The organism is Paraburkholderia panacisoli, assembly GCF_008369935.1.
Taxonomy (GTDB): Bacteria; Pseudomonadota; Gammaproteobacteria; order Burkholderiales; family Burkholderiaceae; genus Paraburkholderia; species Paraburkholderia panacisoli.
Window position 1 is genome coordinate 15078 of sequence record NZ_VTUZ01000071.1, and the last position, 19095, is coordinate 34172.

Below are 19095 nucleotides of genomic sequence, written 5' to 3' on the forward strand. Positions count from 1 at the left end.
CGGGAGGGCACGCCGCGGCGGGCTTTGATCCACGTCTGTCGCGCGATAGTGGCGAATTGCGCGCAGTCTTCGCTCTGGCGCTGCGCAACTTGGGGAACGCGTCGGGCTCGCGACCTTGAAACGAGGCCGACGGGCGCGTGCGTCGGGCTGGCAGGTAAACCCGAGGCGACGTCTTACTGTCGGATGCCGCCCTATTGATCGCGATCAAGATACTTCGGGCGAGCCGGCGGCGCATGACGAAATCAATGATGTCCCCATCAATTCTAGTGGCAGACGCGACCGTTAGCTTGTCGTCGAAAACAACAGATCAGGACGATCTCCTGCGCCCGTGCCGTGCAAAACGCACGGCTCCCGGCAGCAAAGCCTGGGCGGCGATCAATGGCTGGCTCGACGAACGCTTTGCGTCGGCATGACACCCGTATTGCTTGCGCTTGCTGCCGGACGACGAGCACAGGAATCTGTGCTATGCATCAGCACCTTCTGGGTTTCGCTGCCGAATAGCATGCCGAATAGCAACGCGCGCATCCCGCGCCGGCCGTGCGACGCCATCGCAATCAGGTCGCAATGTCGGTCCTGTGCGGTGTTGATGATCGCGTCGTACGGATGATCGCTCACGACCGAGGTGGTATCACATAGCACGGCTGCGTCCATGGCAGCCCGCTCGATGAAGGCCAGGTATTGCTCGGCATGGTGCTTGGCGTGCAGTGAGTATTGGGCCTTGGTGTCGGCCAGCGTCTCGGTGTCGTACGTCAACAGATGGAATTCCGGGATGACGTGAATCCCGGTGATCTTCGCCTCGGACTGCCTGGCGAGCCCCACGGTCATGTGGATGGCCTCCACGGCCAGTGGCGACCCATCGGTCGGCACGAGCAGATGCTTGAACATGTTCTCTCTCCCGGCGCGGAACAGATGCCCGTGGTTCCGCGCCGCACCCGTCAGTGCCGTGCCTGCGCTGTGCGTACGACCCTGCACTGGTCGGCATCAAACCGGTTCCGGAACGACGACTGACGGCATGCACCGACTAGCGGCGCTGGCGCCGGAAGGCATGGCGGTCGAGCTAACCGCATTGGTCTCAATGCCCTGTACCTCGCGCTCGACGTCAACACCGCCGTGCTGGAGTATCAACAGGTTTCCCCATTGATGCCGCATGGCGCGCTTGTCAGTTAACAGTTGACCGTTCACGCAATCGTGGATTTCACCAGCGGATACCAGAGCAGCACTTGGTCTGATCTGTGGGAGGATTTTTATTGTGACTGGCGTGCCTGCTGGTTCAACCAGCGCATTGAGCCTCCGATCTGGACAATCGGTGACGAGGTAATTGCAACTGGCGGGAAAGGGATCCTGTTCCGGTCACGCCTGTCGCCGGACGGCGTAAATCTTGTCTTCTACGTGGATGAGCTTGGACCCAACGATCAGTTCGCGGTGTGCGATCCGCAGGCTACGCTTCCGCGAAACCAATCGTCTCGGAAACAGGCACCCAATGCAGCGCAAGCGCGGCCAGTTCCGTTCTGTTGCGACCAGCACGTGCTACCGCCCTGGCGGGCCGACCGAGTCCTAGCCCGCTTTGCTTCTCTCCGCAGGGCTTGCATTAGCTGATTGCAGATCGCCAGGCTCGCGCCCTTCTAACTTTCAGGTGCGCGGACGGCTATTATGAGAGCATCGACATCGATTGCATCCGCAGACGCTCTTGACGTTCCAGTCCGATGCCACGAGCGGACGCCGTACGTGAGACTACGAATATGTGTTGAGGGTAATAGCCATGTTTGACCCGCACATCCGAAAATGCATGGCACCGCACAACGAACATCGCGTCGATACAAGCCCACGCGCAGGCGTCAGCGCTCAGCAAGCTGCCTCACGCCGGCTGGTTGCGCTCGCGCTAATCGGAAGCGCGGTCGCCGCAATCGCGATCGCCACCGGCCTGCCAGCCACCGGACTTGCGATTTACCTGATGCTGACATTGCCGTTCGTGTTCTTCGCCTGACCGAGCCCAATGCGTAGCGCCGCTTTCCCGAGCGGCGCAAAAACATGGGGCCAGTCCGGGTAGCCGGCGAGTCGATATTTGGTGCGGTCGGCCTTCCAGGGTCAAAGTCGGTTGTGGCGTTGCTGACCGGTCTTTTTAGGTGCTCGAGGATGCCGAACGCGACTCAAGACTGCTCTTCGCCTCACGAACTGGGTGGAAGGGCGGTCCTGTGTTTGATTTCCCTCGGGACAGGACAAGCAACGATACACGTCATGCGAATTGCGCGAACAGGTTGCCAAGCAGTGATGCGAGCATCACTTCACCATGGTTCGGCCAAGACTGCGCTGCCACGCCCCGGAACCAGTGGCGAGGGCGGGGCACGGCGCTCTCCCCGCCGCGCTCGTGGAACCGGTGAGCGGGGCGGGCGAACAGGCACATGGCCCGCATGGTGCTGGTGCATGACCGCCTCTGCAGGCGCCCGCTGGAAAGCGGTTTGAAAATTTCTAGCCGCAGGCGAGCGTAAACCGCTCGCCAAACAGGATAGCAAACTGGTTCATGGCTGATTTCCAGTCGAAAGTTGCCCGCACGGACTTCGCCAGCACATTGCGCAGCGCGAGCCGGAGCAGCTTGATGGCGGCCTCGTCGTTGGGGAAGTGTCGCCGGGTCTTGATGATCTTGCGCAGTTGCATGTTCAGACTCTCGATGGCATTGGTGGTGTAGACGACCCGGCGTATCTCCGTCGGGAACACGAAGAATGGCGTGACGTGTTCCCACGCGCGCTGCCAGGATTGCACGATGGTCGGATACTTCGTGCCCCATGGTCCTTCGGCGAAGGACTGCAGCGCCTGCAGTGCGGCCTGTTCGCTTGCGCTGCATAAATCGGACGCAGCGCCGCAGCGACGCTCTTGCTTCGTGGCAGATGTCGCTTGATGGCGAAATGCTGCCGGTTCACGCCGAAGCCCGGCAGGAATGCGTGGGTGGGCACGAGCAGGCGGAAGCTCCGCGTGCGGCGTTCGCGCGAGGGCTGAGGACTATTTTCGGCGCAGTTATTGACGCGAGCGCAGGCTCTGACGAACACGTGCCCGACGGGCGCGAACTCGGGAATCTCGGCTTTCGCTGCTGGGTAGCCGCGCAACCGGTCGGTGACGATCTTGCCCGGTACCTCTGAACAAGCCTCCAGTGCGCGTTTCAAGAACCGTTTCGCCGCGGCCCGATCACGGCGTTTCTGAAGCAAAACTTCAAGTCCTGGTCATTTTTCGCCATGGCGACGCCGCATTTGAGCGGGCAACGTATGCAGGTGAAGCGCGGGCGCGAGCGTGCGTAAGCGAAGTATTAAACTGGTTCGATCAGAATGTGATCCTTACCCGGCATGACTGGTCGCACCGCGAGCTTGAGGTTTCAGAGAGGAACGAGTATGGTTCCGCCGTTGCGGCGCTTACCCCGGCAAACGCGGATCACGTTCGTCGAGTGCCGGCTGGGGACGTGATTTCCCTATTTGGGGCGTTGGATACCGCCGCCTGAACGCAACAGCATAAGGCCTTCATGAGCCGTCTCGTCGTCGTTTCAAATCGCACTGCCGATCCTCGCAAGCCTGCTGCCGGTGGACTCGCCGTGGCGGTACGGGAGAGCCTGCAACAGACGGGCGGGCTCTGGTTTGGCTGGAGCGGCAAGATCCGGAAAGCAGGGGACAGCGCAAAAGCCGGCCAAGGTGAACTTCAGGTCCAAACGGCTGGGAACGTAACGCTTGCGACACTTGACCTGAGCCGGGAAGATCACGACACGTATTATCTGGGTTACGCGAACGGTGTCTTGTGGCCGGTGTTCCACTACCGGCTGGACCTTGCCAATTTCGACACGCGATTCGCAGCGGGCTACCGCCGGGTGAACCAGTTGTTCGCGCACAAGTTGCTGCCGCTGTTGAAGCCGGACGATCTCATCTGGGTTCACGACTACCATCTGATCCCGCTTGCGGCCGAGTTGCGCGCAATAGGGTGTACCAACCGCATCGGCTTCTTCCTGCATATTCCGATGCCGCCGCCGCTGATCATGGCAGCGATTCCGGAACACGAATGGCTGATGCGCTCGCTCTTTGCATACGATCTGGTCGGCTTCCAGAGCGAAGCGGACTTGACGCACTTTTCTCACTACGTTGAATCCGAAGCGCAGGCGCAACGGTTGAGTCCGGACCGCCTTCGGGCGTTCAATCGCACGCTGCGGGTCGGCGCGTATCCCATCGGCATTGATGTCGGCGACTTCATTCGTCTTGCCGACTCGAAGGAGGGACGCGACATGTTTGCCCGGATGCGCGACGAGTATTCCCGGCGGCGTTTGCTGTTGGGCGTCGACCGGCTCGACTACTCAAAGGGGCTGCCGCAACGCGTCCATGCTTTCCGTGAACTGCTGACGTACTACCCGGAAAATCGCAATAGCGCGACGCTGATCCAGATTGCTTCCCCGAGCCGCGAGGACGTTGGAGCCTACGATGATCTGCGACGTCAGATGGATAGCCTGTGTGGCGCAATCAATGGCGACTTCGGTGAACTGGACTGGATGCCGGTGCGCTACATTCATCGCAACGTGGCCCGCAAGCGTCTGCCGGGCCTCTATCGCGCGAGTCGCGTGGCGCTCGTTACACCATTGCGGGACGGCATGAACCTGGTTGCGAAGGAATTCGTCGCCGCGCAGGATCCTGCTGACCCCGGCATGCTGGTGCTTTCACGTTTTGCCGGCGCCGCGGAGCAATTGAAAGAAGCGCTGCTGGTCAATCCATACGATACGCAAGGCACAGCGCAGGCAATTCAGCGGGCTCTGACGATGTCGCTTGATGAGCGGATCAAGCGGCACGAATCACTTCTTGGACGGATCCGCAAGTTCGATGTGCACTGGTGGAGTTCGACGTTTCTGCAAGTATTGGAAGACAGCGGGCAGGCTGCGCCATCCTGAACGGGAAAACGCGAGGCTCTGCCTGCGGAAGTAGTGTTTCGGGTTCTGTCGGGTAGCTGGGCGCGGTTACCCGCGTCCAGCTAGGGGTATTCGTACCTTTCGTGCATGTATGGACCCAACGCATTTTGCAAGCTTCTTATTCGTGATGTCGAAACGGTCTGCATGCATGTATCCGGCTTGCAGTTGGACGATAGCCGAAGCACGCCCGCAGCCTCGATGAGATCCGCGCACCCTGTCCTTAGCAAAATCGCGGCTTGCCTAAAAGCGCAGCCGGCACAAAAAACAGGCTTCAGGATGCTGGTTCAACCAGTTTCGTCATCGCTTTTGAGAAGCTTCGCAAACCAACGTGGGTGATGCACTCCGTTAAGAACTGGTGTCCTATGCCGCGGCGCCTGGCGAAACGTAACTGGTCTCGCCGCTGAGCAGCGGCTGGATGATTCTTGCGTTCTCGTCGGCTAGCGCAACTGCGGTGCAATTGTGCCCGCGTCGGGCGATCATCTGTTGCAGCCAGACACTATGTGGATCGGTCTTGCCCTTCACATACCTCAGGACCGCTCGCGCGCCGTGGATTAACAGCGTGCGCAGGTAGGGTCACCGCGCCGACTGATCCCCTGCAACCGCGATTTGCCGCCTGAGGAGTACTGGCGTGGCACCAGACCAAGCCACGCTGCAACATGCCGCCAAATCCTGAATTGCGTGGCATCGCCAACGGCGCCGACGACTGCCGTGGCAGTGATGGGGCCGATGCCTGGGACAGCGGCGATCTTCTTGCATAAGGCGGAATGCTTCATGAACGTCTGGATTGACGTGTCGAGGAAATGAATGCGCTCCTCGATCGCAGTCAGGTGCTGCAGCATTTCGGTCAGCAGCGTCGAGCAGAACGCGGTCAACTCGTCGGCAGCCGTGCGCGGCAGTTCCGGGATTGCGCGCCTGAAGGCTTCCGGCGACCGGGCTATTGCGGAGCCAAGTTCTCCGAGCAGGCCACGCGTCTGGTTGATCAGCGCGGTGCGGTGGCGAATCAGGATGGCTCGCATCCGGTGCGCTGCCTTGATATCCTGCTGTTCAACCGACTTGATGCTTACAAAGCGCATGGTCGGTCGGCTCGCGGCTTCCACAATCGCCTCTGAATCGTTGCGATCGTTCTTGTTCGTCTTGACGAACGGGGTGACATACTACGGCTGATCAGGTGGACCTCGATGCCGAGCGACTGGAAACGTCGTGCCCAGTGGTGAGCAGTGCTACACGCCTCCATTACCACTACTCTGGGCATGAGGGCGCGCACTGCACGAAAGGTACGAATACCCCTATCCGGTGCTCGCGGCCAACAATAGCGCTCACCATATCGCGGCGTAGAGCCCCCGCTTTGGCGCGGTCTCCGTATGCGCGCAGCCCAGTTGTCGCATAAAGCGTTCGACCGCAAGCACATAGTCGTCGAGTCCGAAGCGGCCTGCGGCAAGCGGCACGTCACGTGCGTTGGCCCAGTCGGTGCCGTACACATCGCCGTCCTGCAGCAGCGATGCGCGCACGGTTCAGTTTTGGCAGCCGGACGAAGTCGAAGGTCCCGATCGTCTTGCCCAGCGCGCCGCACGGTCGCCCTAGATCGTGCCGAACAATGCTCGTGGCCTGTCGCGTAGCGTCTGCGCGACGATCCGCAATGCGTTCACCAACTGCTCACGCGACGCTGCGCACGCAAGGTTGATCCGCACGCCGTGCTCGATCGTCGAGCGGTCCACGGCGAACGCCGATGCCGGCATCGTGTTGACGCCGCGCGCGAGCGCATTCGCCGCGAAGTCATCCGAGCGCCACGGCGCCGGCACCCGCAGCCAGACGAACATACATGCCGGGTCGCTCTTCAAGTGCTCCTTCGGCAACAGTTCGCGCGCGAGTTCCTGCCGCGCAAGCAACTCGGTGCGCTGAGCCTCGAGAATGGTCTGTGCTGTGCCGTCCTCGATCCAGCGCGTCGTCACGAGCATCGACAGCGGCGCCGGCATCCACGCGGTGGTGCGTACAGCCTCGGCCGCGAGCGCGGCGCCATTGGGCGGCGTCAGCAGATAGCCGAGACGCAGTCCGGGCGCGAGGATCTTCGACGTCGACGCGACATGAAACGTCAGCTCCGGACACAGGCTCGCGATGGTCGGTAAGCGCGTGCGCAACAATGGCCCGTAGACATCGTCCTCGATGATCGCGATGTGATGCCGGCGAGCGATGTTGACCAGCGCCGCGCGCCGCGCGAGGCTCATCGTCACGACGGTGGGGTTCTGCAGATTCGGCACCGTGAAGATCGCCTTCACGCGCATCCGGCGGCACGCGTCGTCGAGCTGGTCCGGTAACAGGCCCTCGTCGTCGCTCGGGATGCCGATGATCTCGAACTGGAACAGGGGCGCAAGCGCCTTCAGGCCGTAGTACGTCAGCCGGTCCGTGAGGATCACGCCGTCATGGCCCATCAGGCTCGAGAGCACCGCATAGATGCCATGCTGCGCGCCGCTCGTGACCACGACACACTCCGGCGACGGCGCCTGGCCCGGCGCTGCCAACGCGTTCCTCCAGATCGCCGGCCCGGCGCACCTCCCCGGGTGAACTGAATTGATCCGTGACTACCCTATAGAGGTTGAGACCCGGAAGTTCGGCCCCCTCTATCTTCGATGATGCCGTCTACACAGAAATGGCCCGATGCGGTGAGCGACAACGCTCCGCGCCCTGCTGCATCACCACCTGTTGCGCAACTCGCGAAGCTTGAGAAACACCGTCCTGGCATCGGGTTCTTCCGGGAGATCCGAGAAGCTTTCTCGCAACCTGGCGATCACGCTCGTGCTTGTGAGCCGGAAGAAAGTGTTGAATTGCTCTTCATCCTTGAGCGTGGTGACGATCGAGGTCTTCGGGTCATGACCGGCCACGCGGGGAAGCAGGGCCCGGGCAGCGGCGTTTTCCGGCTCGAGCGACAACGTGAACCTCAGATTGTTCTCGATGTAGTCATGCCCGGGGTAGATCCGCGTGTCATCCGGCAGTTTGGCGAGCTGGCCCGCAAACGTGGCATACAGCTCGCTCGGATCGCCTCCGTTGTGGCAATTGCCGGCGCCCGCATTGAAAAGGGTGTCGCCGGAAAACAGCGCCGGCTGGTCGGTACGTGATCGCAGGCAGATGTGACACATGGTATGACCCGGCGTGTCCATACATTCGAGTTCGATCCGCTTCCCGACTTTGATGACGTCTCCGGCCTTGACACCGCGATCCACCCCCGCGATGCGAGCGCCGGCCTTGAAATGAGCGAGCAGCCTGGCGCCCGTGGCCGCGACCATCGCTTCGTTGCCGCCGGTGTGGTCCCGGTGTTCGTGGGTGTTGAGGATCTGGGTGATCTGCCAACCCTTGGCCTTCGCGGCGGCGAGGCACTTTTCATGGTCCAGCGGGTCAATGGCAAGTGCTTCGCCGGTTTCCGGACATGCAATCAGGTAGTTGAAGTTGCGGTAGGCATTGCCAGTCCAGATGCGCTCGACGATCATCGCGTGCTCCTGAGGGCTTGCTGCCGACGAACAGGCTTTGGTAGAAAGCCATGTTACCGACCTGACGCCCTTGAAACCGCATCGCCGCGGGCGCAACACGTAGGCTCTGATCTTCAGCTATGGTAGCAGCGGTCGTTCAACGCCTGTTGGCATTGCTCTAGCCAAGACAGTCGGAGCCTCGTCAGACCACAGTTCCGCGGGTCACCGGGCTCCCGACGGCTCATACTGCAGACGGGTCCCTGATCGGGGGCGCCAGGCTAGAGGGGAGTTCGAGCTTGCGCGGCTCACCCGGCGTGCGGGGCTCTTACATAATTTGCGGCGCAGCATGAGTAGCTCAGCTGCTCATCCCACTCGGATTCACGTCCCTCGGGGGTGAGGAGGTCAAACAGGTCCCAGAGCGGTTCGATGGTACCGACGTGGCGATAATCCTGTCCGGGATCGGTTGGTGCGAAGAGGAGCTCCGCGCCCCAAAAAGTGGCGGAGCCCTCCGTCATCTCGCCGAAGCACGTTTAGCATGCCCACTGCCGCCTCGCACCGGTTTCACTTCGGGGGGGCCGGCGCAGCAAACTGGAGTCACCACCGCCGCGCCAGCCTGGAACCGGGTCCGGCCAACACCGCACGGCGGCAGGCTCCGGCTCCTGACTTGCAGACGTGCCGCGAGCGAGTTCGTGTAACTGCAGATGCCAGAGTCATCAGGGCAAGCCGGTTCCAGCGGACCCGCCTGGAACGGCGAGGCGAAATCCACTATCGTGTCAGTTGACGTGTATTGCGCACGCCCAGGATCGCCGGGCGAGATGTCTCGCCCAATGCCGCCGGCGACGATCGCAGGACCGAAGGTGTGCTCTGGAGGGAGGGCACTGGCTCTACTGCGCGGCGCTGCTGGCTTGTTAGCGTCGACGGACTGCACGCTCGACGCGCTCACGGTCGGTCGATCACGAATGGAGGTGTCTCATGGGCACTAAAGGTCTGCTGGTCAGGTTGGAAGTCAAGGCCGGCAACGACGACGCCATGGCGGAAGACGTCCTGCGCTCGGCTCTCGCGATGGGCCGGGCGGAAGCCGCAACCACCGCGTGGTTCGCGATCAGATTCGGGCGATTGGAGTACGGCATCTTCGACGTGTTCGCAGACGATGCCGGCCGCGAGGCGCATCTGGCGGGGCCAGTTACACAAGCACTGTTGGATGCCGGCGGCAGCGTGTTTGCCGGGGCGCCGCTGATTCAGGAGTTCGACGTCCTGGCCGACAAGTTGCCTGCAACGTCATCGGGCGAGCCGGTCACGAAGGCGCTGCTCCTCACGTTCAAGGCAAAGGCGGGTCATGAGTCACAGGTCGCGCAGTTCCTTCGCGACGCGCAAGCACTCGTGGAGCAGGAACCCAAGACCGTTGCCTGGTTTGCCATCCGCCTTGACGACGGTCACTTCGGCATCTTTGACGTCTTCCCCGACAACGGCGGTCGGTTTGCGCACTTGACGGGTCATGTTCCTCGGGAGCTCGCCAAGCATTCGCTGTCATTGCTGGGCAGCGTGCCGGATATCGGCATGCTCGACGTGGTCAACACAAAATGGACCGACCAGTCTACGGGGGCGCGGTGACCGGTCAAGCCGACGGCGAACGATGCCTGACAGGGAACCTTCCGCACAGGTAGGAATCTGCCTCCGTGTCGTATCGTCAGGGACAGCGCAAACAGTTTTATAGTGAGCATCGCGTGGCTGTACCCGGCCCCGGGAGTTTTCAGGTAAGACCTGTTCGACGCCTGCCCTTGTCTGCAGCCGCGTGAGTGCGCGACCGCGCATGTGGGCAGGCGTTGGACAAGCCTCGAGGGAGGAAACCGCGGAGTGGACCGACGCGGCCCGGGCGTTGAGTCTCTATGGGGATTGAAGGGGGCTCGCCGTCGGCGGTGCCACAGGATGTTGAAGCGAACCTGGGTCGGGATGGGCTCGAACGTGGTTTCGAAGCTGTTGTCTGCCATGTTGTGGCGGTGCCGCGAGCAGCGGCAAGGTCTGCCCGGAGCGGCACTCGCGGCGTCTCCTGTTGGCGCCCGTTGCCGGAGAGCCGACAGTCGGATTGAACATTCCGGGCCATTGACGCTCATGCGTTGCCTCGGGATGTGGGTGGTGCACGAATCGGCTGGCTGCGCAGGAGGATGTCGATGATGATCATCGGCGCACCGCAGTGCCGGCACACGAAGGTTGGCGACATGGCGTCCGGCGACGCGTCGTCGCTGGCGTTAATGACTGCAGGAGCGTGCAGCAGCGCGCGTATTCTCGTCAGGTTCGCCCGTCGCACCGGATTGGCGAGCAGGCCATAGTGGCGAATGCGGTGGAAGCCGCCGGGCAGCACGTGCAGCAGGAAGCGGAATTTCCGCAGGAGCGAACCCCGAAAGCGGAGCCTGAAAGAGCAGCAGCGCCAGCAGCGAAGAGAAAGCGAGCGTTTGATATTGATGATGCTGCATTCACGGCAGCGCTCAACGAGTCGAAGCAACGCCGTCGTAGGAGTTGAAGAAATCGCACTATTGGGGTGGTCCTGTCTTTCGTGATTTGCCTTCTTGCCGGCATCTGGTCGGGCCGGTAGACCGAACAACTGACCCGCGTCGCGACGCCGTGCAACGCGTAGGAAAATCCATATGAAACTCATCCCTATTGCGCTATCCCTGATCCTCATTGGCTGCGGCCAAGCATCGCATGATGCTTCGCCCACGGCAGCAGGCCACTACCAACTCGCTGTGGATAGCGGCGGCAATGCGTGGAGATTAGATACGAACACGGGCGAAATGAAGCGTTGTTGGCAAGGCACCCCACCAGCAAAAACGGCGCCGAGTTGCTATACCGCGACTCAGGAGTGACGCGATTGCCACGCGCGTGACGCACGGAAACCCGAGGCAGAATCGTCGTAGCAGCACGAAAGCTACCATCGACAGGGAAAAAATGAATCGATCAATCATCGTTGTCGCGCTGATGCTTGCCGGATGTGCATCACCGGCGGTTTTTCGTGACCTCAAGACGGGTCAAGTGGCTCAATGCAATGCAACGACGCCGGGAATTTTTCCGATCATCGCTCAACGCGAGATTGACGATTGCGCAGCAGCTTATGGGCGCATGGACTGGCAGAAGCAGTAGAGCGGACTGGAGCATGGAAAAGCCTTGGCGATCGTGAGTTAAATGACGCGGCCCAGCAGCAGGACTCGGGTATCACGAAAGAGGACAAGCATGGCATTCAAGATCAAAGCCGCCGATCAGAAGCGCATCGATGCAGCGTTCGGCGAACTGACGGCGCAGCGGAGCACGTTGGAAGAGTCTGTGCGTGTGTTCAATGAGGCGGTTGCGGCTGCACGTGCGAAGCTGGAACTAGACGTGGACGCATATAACGAAAAGGTCGATGCGGCGCGGGGCATGCTCGATGACGTGCATCGCGAGCTTGAAGATGAATTCGATGATAGGTCGGCGAGCTGGCAAAACGGTGACAAGGGAATCGCGACGAAGGAATGGATCGATTCGGTCAGCGCGTTGGCCGAGGAATTAACCGAGGCGGCGCTCGACGTCTTCCCCGAATCGCTCGAATTTGAGGATGTGATCGGCGATGACCCCGCCGAAGGCTACAACGAACTGGACAAGGAAGCGCCGGGCGCAGAGTAATCTGCGGCGGCCTGACATACCGAGGAAAAGCAATGCAATGGTTCTACTGAGATGGACCCGAAGGCGATGGTCGGATTTTGCAGCGCCGTCCGCGCATCCGGCGTGGGCATCCACGAAACGTAATCCCGCTTCATGGTTATCACGAAGCTCCCGGCCAGTCACTCATTAAAGGCCGTCCGTCGTAAGTCCGTCGGGATGGATGCCCTCAATGATCGATCGCCCTTCTACAAAGCCAGCCTGTTCTGCCGCTTCGGCCGACAGATACTCGGCTACAGGGTGAGAAAAGTTCATTCTTTGCCCGGCCACGCGAATGTCTGTTTCGGGACGAGCGACGTACCCAACGTACCCGAAAGGTACACCCAGAGGGTGTGAAGAATATTCGGGAACCGCGAGGACACGAATCACGAAGCCCTTATGAGACGCGAATACTTCTTTGCCTTTCGCCATGTCCATTTCCACTGAGCTTTCTTTCGCGGAATCGCGGGCCGCTACCAATGCATTAGAGCCAAGGCGCGCAACGAGCTCGCCGCGCGCACTAGACGGCTCTGCGATCAGTCCCTCTTCAGTGACGCCGAGAATTACATCGATAGCAGCTTGGCCGACTATCTCTGCAACAAAATAAGCCCAGCGACGAGAGAGCGGCCCGCCACGAACTTTTATGCGCTCGCCGATTGCCGCGACGCCCGCAGGTTTGTTGACGCCTTCGATGCGAAACCAGACGTCGAACATGTCCTTCGACGTGGATACCAACTCAACGTGAATTTCGAATCCACGATATTCGACCATTCGCTGCATGGAGATCTCCGTATGTGGGGACAGAATCGGGCTTTATTTGCTTGCCCTCGATGTCGCTCGACGCCACGAGTTTCGGACGCACCCGGCACGTCGCCTAGTCGGCGTAAACCCGTGACGCTGTTGAGCCGTTGTTACGCCCGGCTAAAGCGTTATCCAACAGAGTTTTCGCTGCCATTACGGCGGTGATGTCAAAGGTCGATCTCCGGTGGGTTGGCCTTGGAAACGTCTTGGGCGCGGGTCACGCTTCTTTCCGCAGTCGGCCCGTAGGCGCAACGGCACGCTGCACGCATTGGTCGGACAGAGATGGGGAGCCCTCGCTCCAGGGCGCGCGCGGGGCGCGGCAGTCGGTTGCGGCTGCTTCCGGACCATCGTCCAACGCTTCGGACTCTTCCAGTAAGGTTCAGTTCTGGTGAGCGGTTTGCATCATGCCGTCGCGTCCATCGACCCGCATCGGAAATCGGAGCCATCTACCCACATCTTGTGCAGAAGAACGGCAAGTTTGCGAGCCACGGCGGCCACAGCCCGGCGATGACCTCGGCTCTTGGGGTCAAGCGACAATACGCGTTCGTCGACAGTTCAAACTACAGGCGGGCTGGGCCTCCCCCGATACAGACGATACGCATGCCCGTTCCGCGTGTGGATTCTGGCATTTAATCTGGTCGATATTTAAGGTGTCAAACAATTGGTGTCTGGGGGGCGCGTGGGTATTCGGGGGCGATGGGGCGTGTCTCTCCGGAGCCGTCCGTTACGAAGACCTATGCACTGACAAGGTCTTGCATACAGGTCTAGAATGAAACGAGTGTTGCGTCGTATGGCGAAATGCCTCTCCCGAAACGGAACGCGTTTGGCGATGCGGCCAGAAACCCCCACGCAGGACGGTGTCCTTCACTACAAACGTGCCGATTCCATTTCGGTCAAATCAGGACTAAAGGGGTCCTGATTGAGACGGGAGGTATTCCGATGTTGCGCATGAGCAAACTCGCCGACTACAGCACGGTGATCATGACCGCGATGGCGCGCGACCCGGACGCCGTCCATAGCGCGAGCAGCATCGCGGAGGCGACCGGCGTCGCGATGCCCACCGTGTCAAAGATGCTGAAAGTCCTGACGCGGGGCGGTCTCGTGGAGTCGCTGCGCGGCACGAATGGTGGTTACCTGCTGCCGCGGCCGCCCGAGCGGATCACGCTGGCGGAGGTGATCGCCGCGGTCGACGGCCCGATCGGGATCACCGAATGCAGCACGCAGCCAGGCCTGTGCATCCAGGAGGCGGTGTGCGCGGTGCGCGCCAACTGGCAGAAGGTCAATCGCGTGATCTACGAGGCGTTACAGCAGGTCACGCTGGCGGACATGGCGGGACCGACCTTGCGCGCGGTCGATATCAGCGCGATCCGCGCGCGCAGCATTCCCAGCCGCCGCACGGACGCGACGCCACTGCCGCGCAAAACGACTGACGGAGGCCGCGCATGAGCGCATCTACAACCGGTTTCGAAGAACTGATCAGTCGCGAATACCAGCATGGTTTCGTGACTGACCTGGAGGCCGACACGTTGCCGAGCGGGCTGAGCGAGGATGTGATCCGGCTCATTTCCGCGAAAAAAAACGAGCCTGCGTTCATGCTCGAATGGCGGCTCGCGGCCTATCGGCACTGGCTCACGATGGCCGAGCCGCATTGGGCGACGGTCCGGCATCCGCCGATCGACTACCAGAGCATCGTCTATTATTCCGCACCGATGGCGCAGAGGAATCGTCCGAAGAGTCTCGATGAAGTCGATCCGGAACTGCTGCGTACTTACGAAAAGCTGGGTGTACCGCTGGAAGAACGCGAACTCCTGGCAGGCGTTGCGGTGGATGCGGTATTCGACAGCGTCTCGGTCGCCACGACGTTCCGCGAAAAGCTTGCGGAACTCGGCATTGTGTTCTGTTCGTTCTCGGATGCCGTGCAGCATCATCCCGAACTGGTGCAGAAGTATCTCGGCTCGGTGGTGCCGCATACCGACAATTTCTTTGCTGCGCTGAATTCCGCCGTGTTCAGCGACGGCTCGTTCTGCTACATCCCGCCGGGCGTGCGCTGCCCGATGGAGCTGTCTACCTACTTCCGCATCAACGCGCAGAACACCGGGCAGTTCGAGCGCACACTGATCATCGCGGACAAGGGTGCGTATGTGAGCTACCTGGAAGGCTGCACTGCACCGATGCGCGACGAAAATCAGCTGCATGCCGCGGTGGTCGAGCTGATTGCGCTGGAAGGGGCACAGATCCGCTATTCGACCGTGCGGAAGGGGCACAGATCCGCTATTCGACCGTGCAGAACTGGTATCCGGGCGATGCTTCCGGCAAGGGCGGCATCTACAACTTCGTGACCAAGCGTGGCGATTGCCGCGAGGCGAATTCGAAGATTTCGTGGACCCAGGTGGAAACCGGTTCGGCGATCACGTGGAAGTACCCGAGCGTGGTCCTGCAGGGCGATAACTCGGTCGGTGAATTCTATTCGGTGGCGCTGACCAACCACTATCAACAGGCCGATACCGGGACGAAGATGATTCACCTCGGTCGCAATACGCGCAGCACGATTCTGTCGAAAGGCATTTCAGCGGGCCGCGGAAAGAATGCGTATCGCGGCCTCGTGAAGGTCGGCCGTGCGGCCGAAGGTGCGCGCAATTACACACAGTGCGATTCGTTGTTGCTCGGCGACCGTTGCAGCGCACACACGTTCCCCTATATCGAGGTCAAGAACCCGACCGCGAAGGTCGAGCACGAAGCGTCGACATCACGCATCGGCGAAGACCAGCTGTTCTATTGCCGGCAGCGCGGGCTGTCAGCGGAAGATGCGGTGTCGATGATTGTGAACGGCTTCTGCAAGGAAGTCTTCAAGGAGCTCCCGATGGAGTTCGCTGTCGAGGCGCAGAAGCTGCTCGGTGTCAGCCTGGAGGGCAGTGTGGGCTAACCGTTAGCACCTGGCCCACGGTGATTAGCGAGGGATTGGAATCATGCTTGAAATCAGTAACCTGCAAGCCGAAGTCGACGGCAAGAAAATTCTGCGCGGCATCGATCTGAGCGTGAAGACCGGCGAGGTGCACGCGATCATGGGCCCCAATGGCTCGGGCAAGAGCACGCTTGCCAACGTGCTGGCGGGGCGCGAGGACGTTGTTGTCACCGACGGCACGGTCTCGTATCTCGGTCGCGATCTGCTGGCGCTCGCGCCTGAAGAGCGTGCGCACGCAGGTCTGTTTCTCGCGTTCCAGTATCCCGTTGAGATACCCGGTGTGAGCAATGTTTATCTGCTGAAGGCAGCGTTGAACGCGCAGCGCCGGCATCGTGGCGAGCCGGAACTCGACGCGATGGAGTTTCTGCAACTGGTCAAGGACAAAATGACGCTGATGCAGATGGACGAGACCCTGTTGTACCGCGCAGTCAACGAAGGCTTTTCCGGCGGAGAAAAGAAGCGCAACGAGATCCTGCAGATGGCGGTGCTGGAACCCCGGCTCGCCATTCTCGACGAAACGGATTCCGGACTCGATATCGATGCGCTACAGATCGTTGCGCAGGGCGTCAACAGCATGCGCAGTCCAGAACGGGCGATTGTGCTGGTTACGCACTATCAACGACTGCTGGATTACGTCGTCCCGGATCGCGTGCATGTGCTGGCGAACGGCCGGATCGTAAAGTCGGGGTCGCGTGATCTGGCCCTGGAGCTGGAACGCAAGGGCTATGGCTGGATCGAGGATGAGGCCGTGCAATCAGCCAGCGCACTCAGTGTAGCAAGTGCGGGGCACTCATGAAAAACGAATCGCTCGACTTCTTCCACCAGGCTTTTGGACAACTCGCGAAGACGTTGCCCGGCGCTGAGTTGCCGTGGCTCCGTACCGCGCGCCGAAGCGCCTTCGAACAGTTCGACGCGCTCGGTCTTCCGACCACGCGCCACGAGGACTGGAAGTACACGAATGTATCGACTATCGGGAAACGCCTCTGGCATTTCAGGGCACAACGCACCGACGATAGTGACGTGCGGCACGTCATCGGTGAACTCGTGCTGGACCCCGGCGGGCATCGACTGGTATTTGTCAACGGTCGGAATGTGCCGCGGCTGTCGAAACTGAATGGCTTGCCGCATGGGGTATTTGTGGGCTCGCTCGCACGGGCGTTAAGAGAAATGCCGCAACGACTCGAAGCGGCGATTGCCACACAAACGCATGCCGATGGCTTTGCCGCACTAAACACGGCGTTTCTGACGGACGGCTTTGCCGTCTTACTACCGCCTGGCGAGGTCATCGATCAACCGTTGCACATGCTATTCCTGACTGACGAAGCGGGTCTTGCGGTGCAGCCGTTCAATGTCGTGCGTGCAGGAGCACGTTCCGGCTGCACGATCGTCGAGCACTTCGTAGGGGTGGGCGACGACGCGTATTGGACCAATGCGGTTACCCGCATCGTCGCAGACGAACAGGCGGACGTGCAGCACTACCGGTTGCAGCAGGAAGGCTCGAAGGCGTTTCATATCGCGTCGGTCGCTGTTGCGCAGCAACGCGCCAGTTCCTTTGCATCGCATGCGTTCGCCTTCGGCGGTGCGTTGTCGCGCACGGGCATCGGCACGAGCCTGAACGCCGAAAACGCGCAAGCTACGTTGAACGGGCTCTATATCGCTGGCGGCCGGCAGCACGTCGATCACCACACGCGCATCGATCACGCAGAGCCGCATGGCACGAGTCGCGAATACTACCGCGGCGTGCTCGACGGTGCCGCGCGCGGCGTGTTCAATGGGCGCGTTATCGTGCATCGCGATGCGCAGAAAACGGACACGCATCAGGCGAATTACAACCTGCTGCTGTCGCGCGATGCGGAAATCGACACGAAGCCACAGCTCGAGATCTACGCCGACGATGTGAAATGCACACATGGAGCGACGGTTGGTCAACTGGACGAGAACCAGCTGTTCTATCTGCGTGCGCGCGGCGTCGAGGAACGTACGGCGCGGGCGCTACTGACATACGCATTTGCGCGCGACATTGTCGAACGTGTGCGCATCGAATCGCTCCGCGGTCGGCTAGAACGGCTGCTGCTCGCGCGCACCCCGGAAGGCGAGCGCATCAGGGAGTTGCTATGAAACCGATTGAACAGATGCAGGCGCCAGATCCGCGCAATGTCGAGCACTGGCGGGCCGATTTTCCGATTCTGGGCGAGCGCGTGCATGGCCGGCCATTGGTCTATCTCGACAACGGCGCGACTACGCAAAAACCGGCCTCGGTCATCTACACGGAAAACGCCTACTACCGGCATAGCAACGCCAACGTGCACCGCGGCGTGCATCTGCTGTCGCAGCGTGCGACCGATGCGTTCGAAGCAGCACGCGCGAAGATCGCACGCTTCATCAACGCGCTGCGTCCGGAGGAGATCGTGTTTGTACGTGGCACGACCGAAGCGATCAATCTCGTGGCCCAGAGCTTTGCGCGCCCGCAGCTCAAGCCTGGCGACGAAATCCTGATCAGCGCGATGGAGCACCATTCGAATATCGTGCCGTGGCAGATGGTCTGCGAGCAAACCGGGGCGGTGCTGAAAGTCGTGCCGATTGACGATACGGGCGCACTTGATGCCGGCGCGTACGAGCGCTTGTTGAACGACCGTACGCGGCTGGTCGCGATTACGCATCTGGCTAACGCGCTCGGCAGCATCAATCCGGTAGAGCTGATCGTTGCAGTGGCGCACGCGAAGGGCGTACCGGTGCTGCTGGATGGCGCACAGGCGATCTCGCATCTGCCGGTCGACGTCCGGGCACTCGATTGCGATTTCTACGCGTTCTCCGGGCATAAGGCTTACGGGCCGACTGGTATCGGCGTGCTGTACGCCAGGGCTGCGTTGCTTGAGGCGATGCCGCCGTGGCAGGGCGGCGGCGACATGATCCGTTCGGTGACGTTCGAGAAAACGGAATATAACGCGATTCCGTGGAAGTTCGAGGCAGGCACGCCGAACATTGCCGGCGCGATTGCGCTGGGCGCGGCGCTCGACTATGTCGACCGCATCGGCATGGAAGTCATCGCCGCGCACGAGGCCGGCCTGCTTGCTTATGCAACGGATGCATTGCGGGTGATACCGGGCTTGCGTCTTATCGGTACCGCACGCGACAAGGCGAGCATCCTGTCATTCGTGCTCGACGGCGTGCATGCGCATGATGTCGGCACGATTCTCGATGATCACGGCGTCGCCGTGCGAGCGGGCCATCACTGCGCGATGCCGGTGATGCAGCGGTTTGGCGTACCGGCGACAGTGCGCGCG

13 protein-coding genes and 9 pseudogenes are annotated in these 19095 nt (G+C 61.1%); 12 read left to right on the top strand and 10 right to left on the bottom strand.

Translation table 11 applies throughout. The features are described from left to right. Positions 1 to 375 precede the first annotated feature (375 nt). Positions 376 to 885 carry a universal stress protein gene (locus tag FVF58_RS47215; RefSeq protein ID WP_342802452.1) on the bottom strand — a complete coding sequence of 170 codons (510 nt, stop codon included), beginning with the start codon at positions 883 to 885 and terminating at the stop codon, positions 376 to 378. Positions 886 to 1023: 138 nt separating this feature from the next. Here FVF58_RS47215 and FVF58_RS53825 point away from each other — a divergent pair. After that, positions 1024 to 1167, top strand: a pseudogene (locus FVF58_RS53825) (RES domain-containing protein); the annotation flags it as partial. 619 nt (positions 1168 to 1786) lie between these two features. Continuing rightward, a complete protein-coding gene (locus FVF58_RS47225; protein ID WP_246217543.1) occupies positions 1787 to 1984 on the top strand; it encodes a hypothetical protein in 198 nt (65 codons plus the stop codon). 482 nt (positions 1985 to 2466) lie between these two features. On the opposite strand, the pseudogene FVF58_RS47235 reads toward FVF58_RS47225, so the two are convergent. After that, positions 2467 to 2870, bottom strand: a pseudogene (locus FVF58_RS47235) (transposase); the annotation flags it as partial. Next, positions 2871 to 3206, bottom strand: a pseudogene (locus tag FVF58_RS47240) (DDE-type integrase/transposase/recombinase); the annotation flags it as partial. A 299-nt stretch (positions 3207 to 3505) separates the two neighbouring features. Between FVF58_RS47240 and otsA the strand changes: the two are divergent. Further along, positions 3506 to 4906: an alpha,alpha-trehalose-phosphate synthase (UDP-forming) gene (otsA, locus tag FVF58_RS47245; protein ID WP_149676410.1), complete on the top strand. Its 1401-nt coding sequence runs from the start codon at positions 3506 to 3508 to the stop codon at positions 4904 to 4906. 378 nt (positions 4907 to 5284) lie between these two features. On the opposite strand, the pseudogene FVF58_RS47250 reads toward otsA, so the two are convergent. From FVF58_RS47250 to FVF58_RS47265, 4 genes and pseudogenes are all read right to left on the bottom strand, one after another. Beyond that, positions 5285 to 6188: pseudogene (locus FVF58_RS47250) on the bottom strand (IS110 family RNA-guided transposase); the annotation flags it as partial. A gap of 109 nt (positions 6189 to 6297) precedes the next feature. Continuing rightward, positions 6298 to 6423: pseudogene (locus tag FVF58_RS47255) on the bottom strand (polyhydroxyalkanoate depolymerase); the annotation flags it as partial. Between the two features lie 78 nt (positions 6424 to 6501). Beyond that, positions 6502 to 7473 (bottom strand): annotated as a pseudogene (locus tag FVF58_RS47260) (aminotransferase-like domain-containing protein); the annotation flags it as partial. Positions 7474 to 7611: 138 nt separating this feature from the next. Then, a complete protein-coding gene (locus FVF58_RS47265) occupies positions 7612 to 8403 on the bottom strand; it encodes a hydroxyacylglutathione hydrolase (protein WP_149676411.1) in 792 nt (263 codons plus the stop codon). 951 nt (positions 8404 to 9354) lie between these two features. On the opposite strand from FVF58_RS47265, the gene FVF58_RS47275 reads away from it, so the two are divergent. Next, positions 9355 to 9993, top strand: coding sequence for a putative quinol monooxygenase (locus FVF58_RS47275; RefSeq protein WP_149676412.1), 639 nt, complete (start codon positions 9355 to 9357; stop codon positions 9991 to 9993). A gap of 496 nt (positions 9994 to 10489) precedes the next feature. On the opposite strand, the pseudogene FVF58_RS47280 reads toward FVF58_RS47275, so the two are convergent. Then, a pseudogene (locus FVF58_RS47280) lies at positions 10490 to 10756 on the bottom strand (transposase); the annotation flags it as partial. 268 nt (positions 10757 to 11024) lie between these two features. Between FVF58_RS47280 and FVF58_RS47285 the strand changes: the two are divergent. The 3 genes from FVF58_RS47285 (at position 11025) to FVF58_RS47295 (ending at position 12033) form a co-directional block, all read left to right on the top strand. Then, complete coding sequence (locus tag FVF58_RS47285) at positions 11025 to 11243, top strand: hypothetical protein (protein WP_149676413.1); 219 nt, start codon at positions 11025 to 11027, stop codon at positions 11241 to 11243. Positions 11244 to 11325: 82 nt separating this feature from the next. Then, a complete protein-coding gene (locus tag FVF58_RS47290) occupies positions 11326 to 11517 on the top strand; it encodes a hypothetical protein (RefSeq protein WP_149676414.1) in 192 nt (63 codons plus the stop codon). 42 nt (positions 11518 to 11559) lie between these two features. Continuing rightward, positions 11560 to 12033: a hypothetical protein gene (locus tag FVF58_RS47295; RefSeq protein ID WP_149676415.1), complete on the top strand. Its 474-nt coding sequence runs from the start codon at positions 11560 to 11562 to the stop codon at positions 12031 to 12033. Positions 12034 to 12198: 165 nt separating this feature from the next. On the opposite strand, the gene FVF58_RS55105 is transcribed toward FVF58_RS47295, so the two are convergent. Both FVF58_RS55105 and FVF58_RS53830 read right to left on the bottom strand, forming a co-directional pair. After that, positions 12199 to 12828, bottom strand: a complete 630-nt coding sequence (locus FVF58_RS55105; RefSeq protein ID WP_425469033.1) for a hypothetical protein — start codon at positions 12826 to 12828, stop codon at positions 12199 to 12201. A 423-nt stretch (positions 12829 to 13251) separates the two neighbouring features. Beyond that, a pseudogene (locus FVF58_RS53830) lies at positions 13252 to 13371 on the bottom strand (IS110 family transposase); the annotation flags it as partial. A 417-nt stretch (positions 13372 to 13788) separates the two neighbouring features. Between FVF58_RS53830 and FVF58_RS47310 the strand changes: the two are divergent. The 5 genes and pseudogenes from FVF58_RS47310 to FVF58_RS47330 all read left to right on the top strand — a co-directional run. Then, positions 13789 to 14295: an SUF system Fe-S cluster assembly regulator gene (locus FVF58_RS47310; protein ID WP_149676416.1), complete on the top strand. Its 507-nt coding sequence runs from the start codon at positions 13789 to 13791 to the stop codon at positions 14293 to 14295. Then, positions 14292 to 15772: pseudogene (gene sufB / locus FVF58_RS47315) on the top strand (Fe-S cluster assembly protein SufB). Before FVF58_RS47310 ends, sufB begins: the two are co-directional and overlap by 4 nt. A 43-nt stretch (positions 15773 to 15815) precedes the next feature. Continuing rightward, positions 15816 to 16607, top strand: coding sequence for a Fe-S cluster assembly ATPase SufC (gene sufC, locus FVF58_RS47320; RefSeq protein ID WP_149676417.1), 792 nt, complete (start codon positions 15816 to 15818; stop codon positions 16605 to 16607). Next, positions 16604 to 17929 carry a Fe-S cluster assembly protein SufD gene (sufD, locus tag FVF58_RS47325; protein ID WP_149676418.1) on the top strand — a complete coding sequence of 442 codons (1326 nt, stop codon included), beginning with the start codon at positions 16604 to 16606 and terminating at the stop codon, positions 17927 to 17929. The genes sufC and sufD overlap by 4 nt, the downstream gene beginning before the upstream one ends. Beyond that, positions 17926 to 19095 (top strand): cysteine desulfurase (locus tag FVF58_RS47330; protein WP_149676419.1); only part of this gene is annotated, 1170 nt, incomplete at its 3' end. The genes sufD and FVF58_RS47330, both read left to right, overlap by 4 nt.

Excerpts from the sequence above, each read along its gene's own strand:
- FVF58_RS47215 (WP_342802452.1), bottom strand. The coding sequence starts at position 885 with ATGTTCAAGCATCTGCTCGTGCCGACCGATGGGTCGCCACTGGCCGTG.
- FVF58_RS47225 (WP_246217543.1), top strand. The coding sequence starts at position 1,787 with ATGGCACCGCACAACGAACATCGCGTCGATACAAGCCCACGCGCAGGC.
- otsA (WP_149676410.1), top strand. The coding sequence starts at position 3,506 with ATGAGCCGTCTCGTCGTCGTTTCAAATCGCACTGCCGATCCTCGCAAG.
- FVF58_RS47265 (WP_149676411.1), bottom strand. The coding sequence starts at position 8,403 with ATGATCGTCGAGCGCATCTGGACTGGCAATGCCTACCGCAACTTCAAC.
- FVF58_RS47275 (WP_149676412.1), top strand. The coding sequence starts at position 9,355 with ATGGGCACTAAAGGTCTGCTGGTCAGGTTGGAAGTCAAGGCCGGCAAC.
- FVF58_RS47285 (WP_149676413.1), top strand. The coding sequence starts at position 11,025 with ATGAAACTCATCCCTATTGCGCTATCCCTGATCCTCATTGGCTGCGGC.
- FVF58_RS47290 (WP_149676414.1), top strand. The coding sequence starts at position 11,326 with ATGAATCGATCAATCATCGTTGTCGCGCTGATGCTTGCCGGATGTGCA.
- FVF58_RS47295 (WP_149676415.1), top strand. The coding sequence starts at position 11,560 with ATGACGCGGCCCAGCAGCAGGACTCGGGTATCACGAAAGAGGACAAGC.
- FVF58_RS55105 (WP_425469033.1), bottom strand. The coding sequence starts at position 12,828 with ATGCAGCGAATGGTCGAATATCGTGGATTCGAAATTCACGTTGAGTTG.
- FVF58_RS47310 (WP_149676416.1), top strand. The coding sequence starts at position 13,789 with ATGTTGCGCATGAGCAAACTCGCCGACTACAGCACGGTGATCATGACC.
- sufC (WP_149676417.1), top strand. The coding sequence starts at position 15,816 with ATGCTTGAAATCAGTAACCTGCAAGCCGAAGTCGACGGCAAGAAAATT.
- sufD (WP_149676418.1), top strand. The coding sequence starts at position 16,604 with ATGAAAAACGAATCGCTCGACTTCTTCCACCAGGCTTTTGGACAACTC.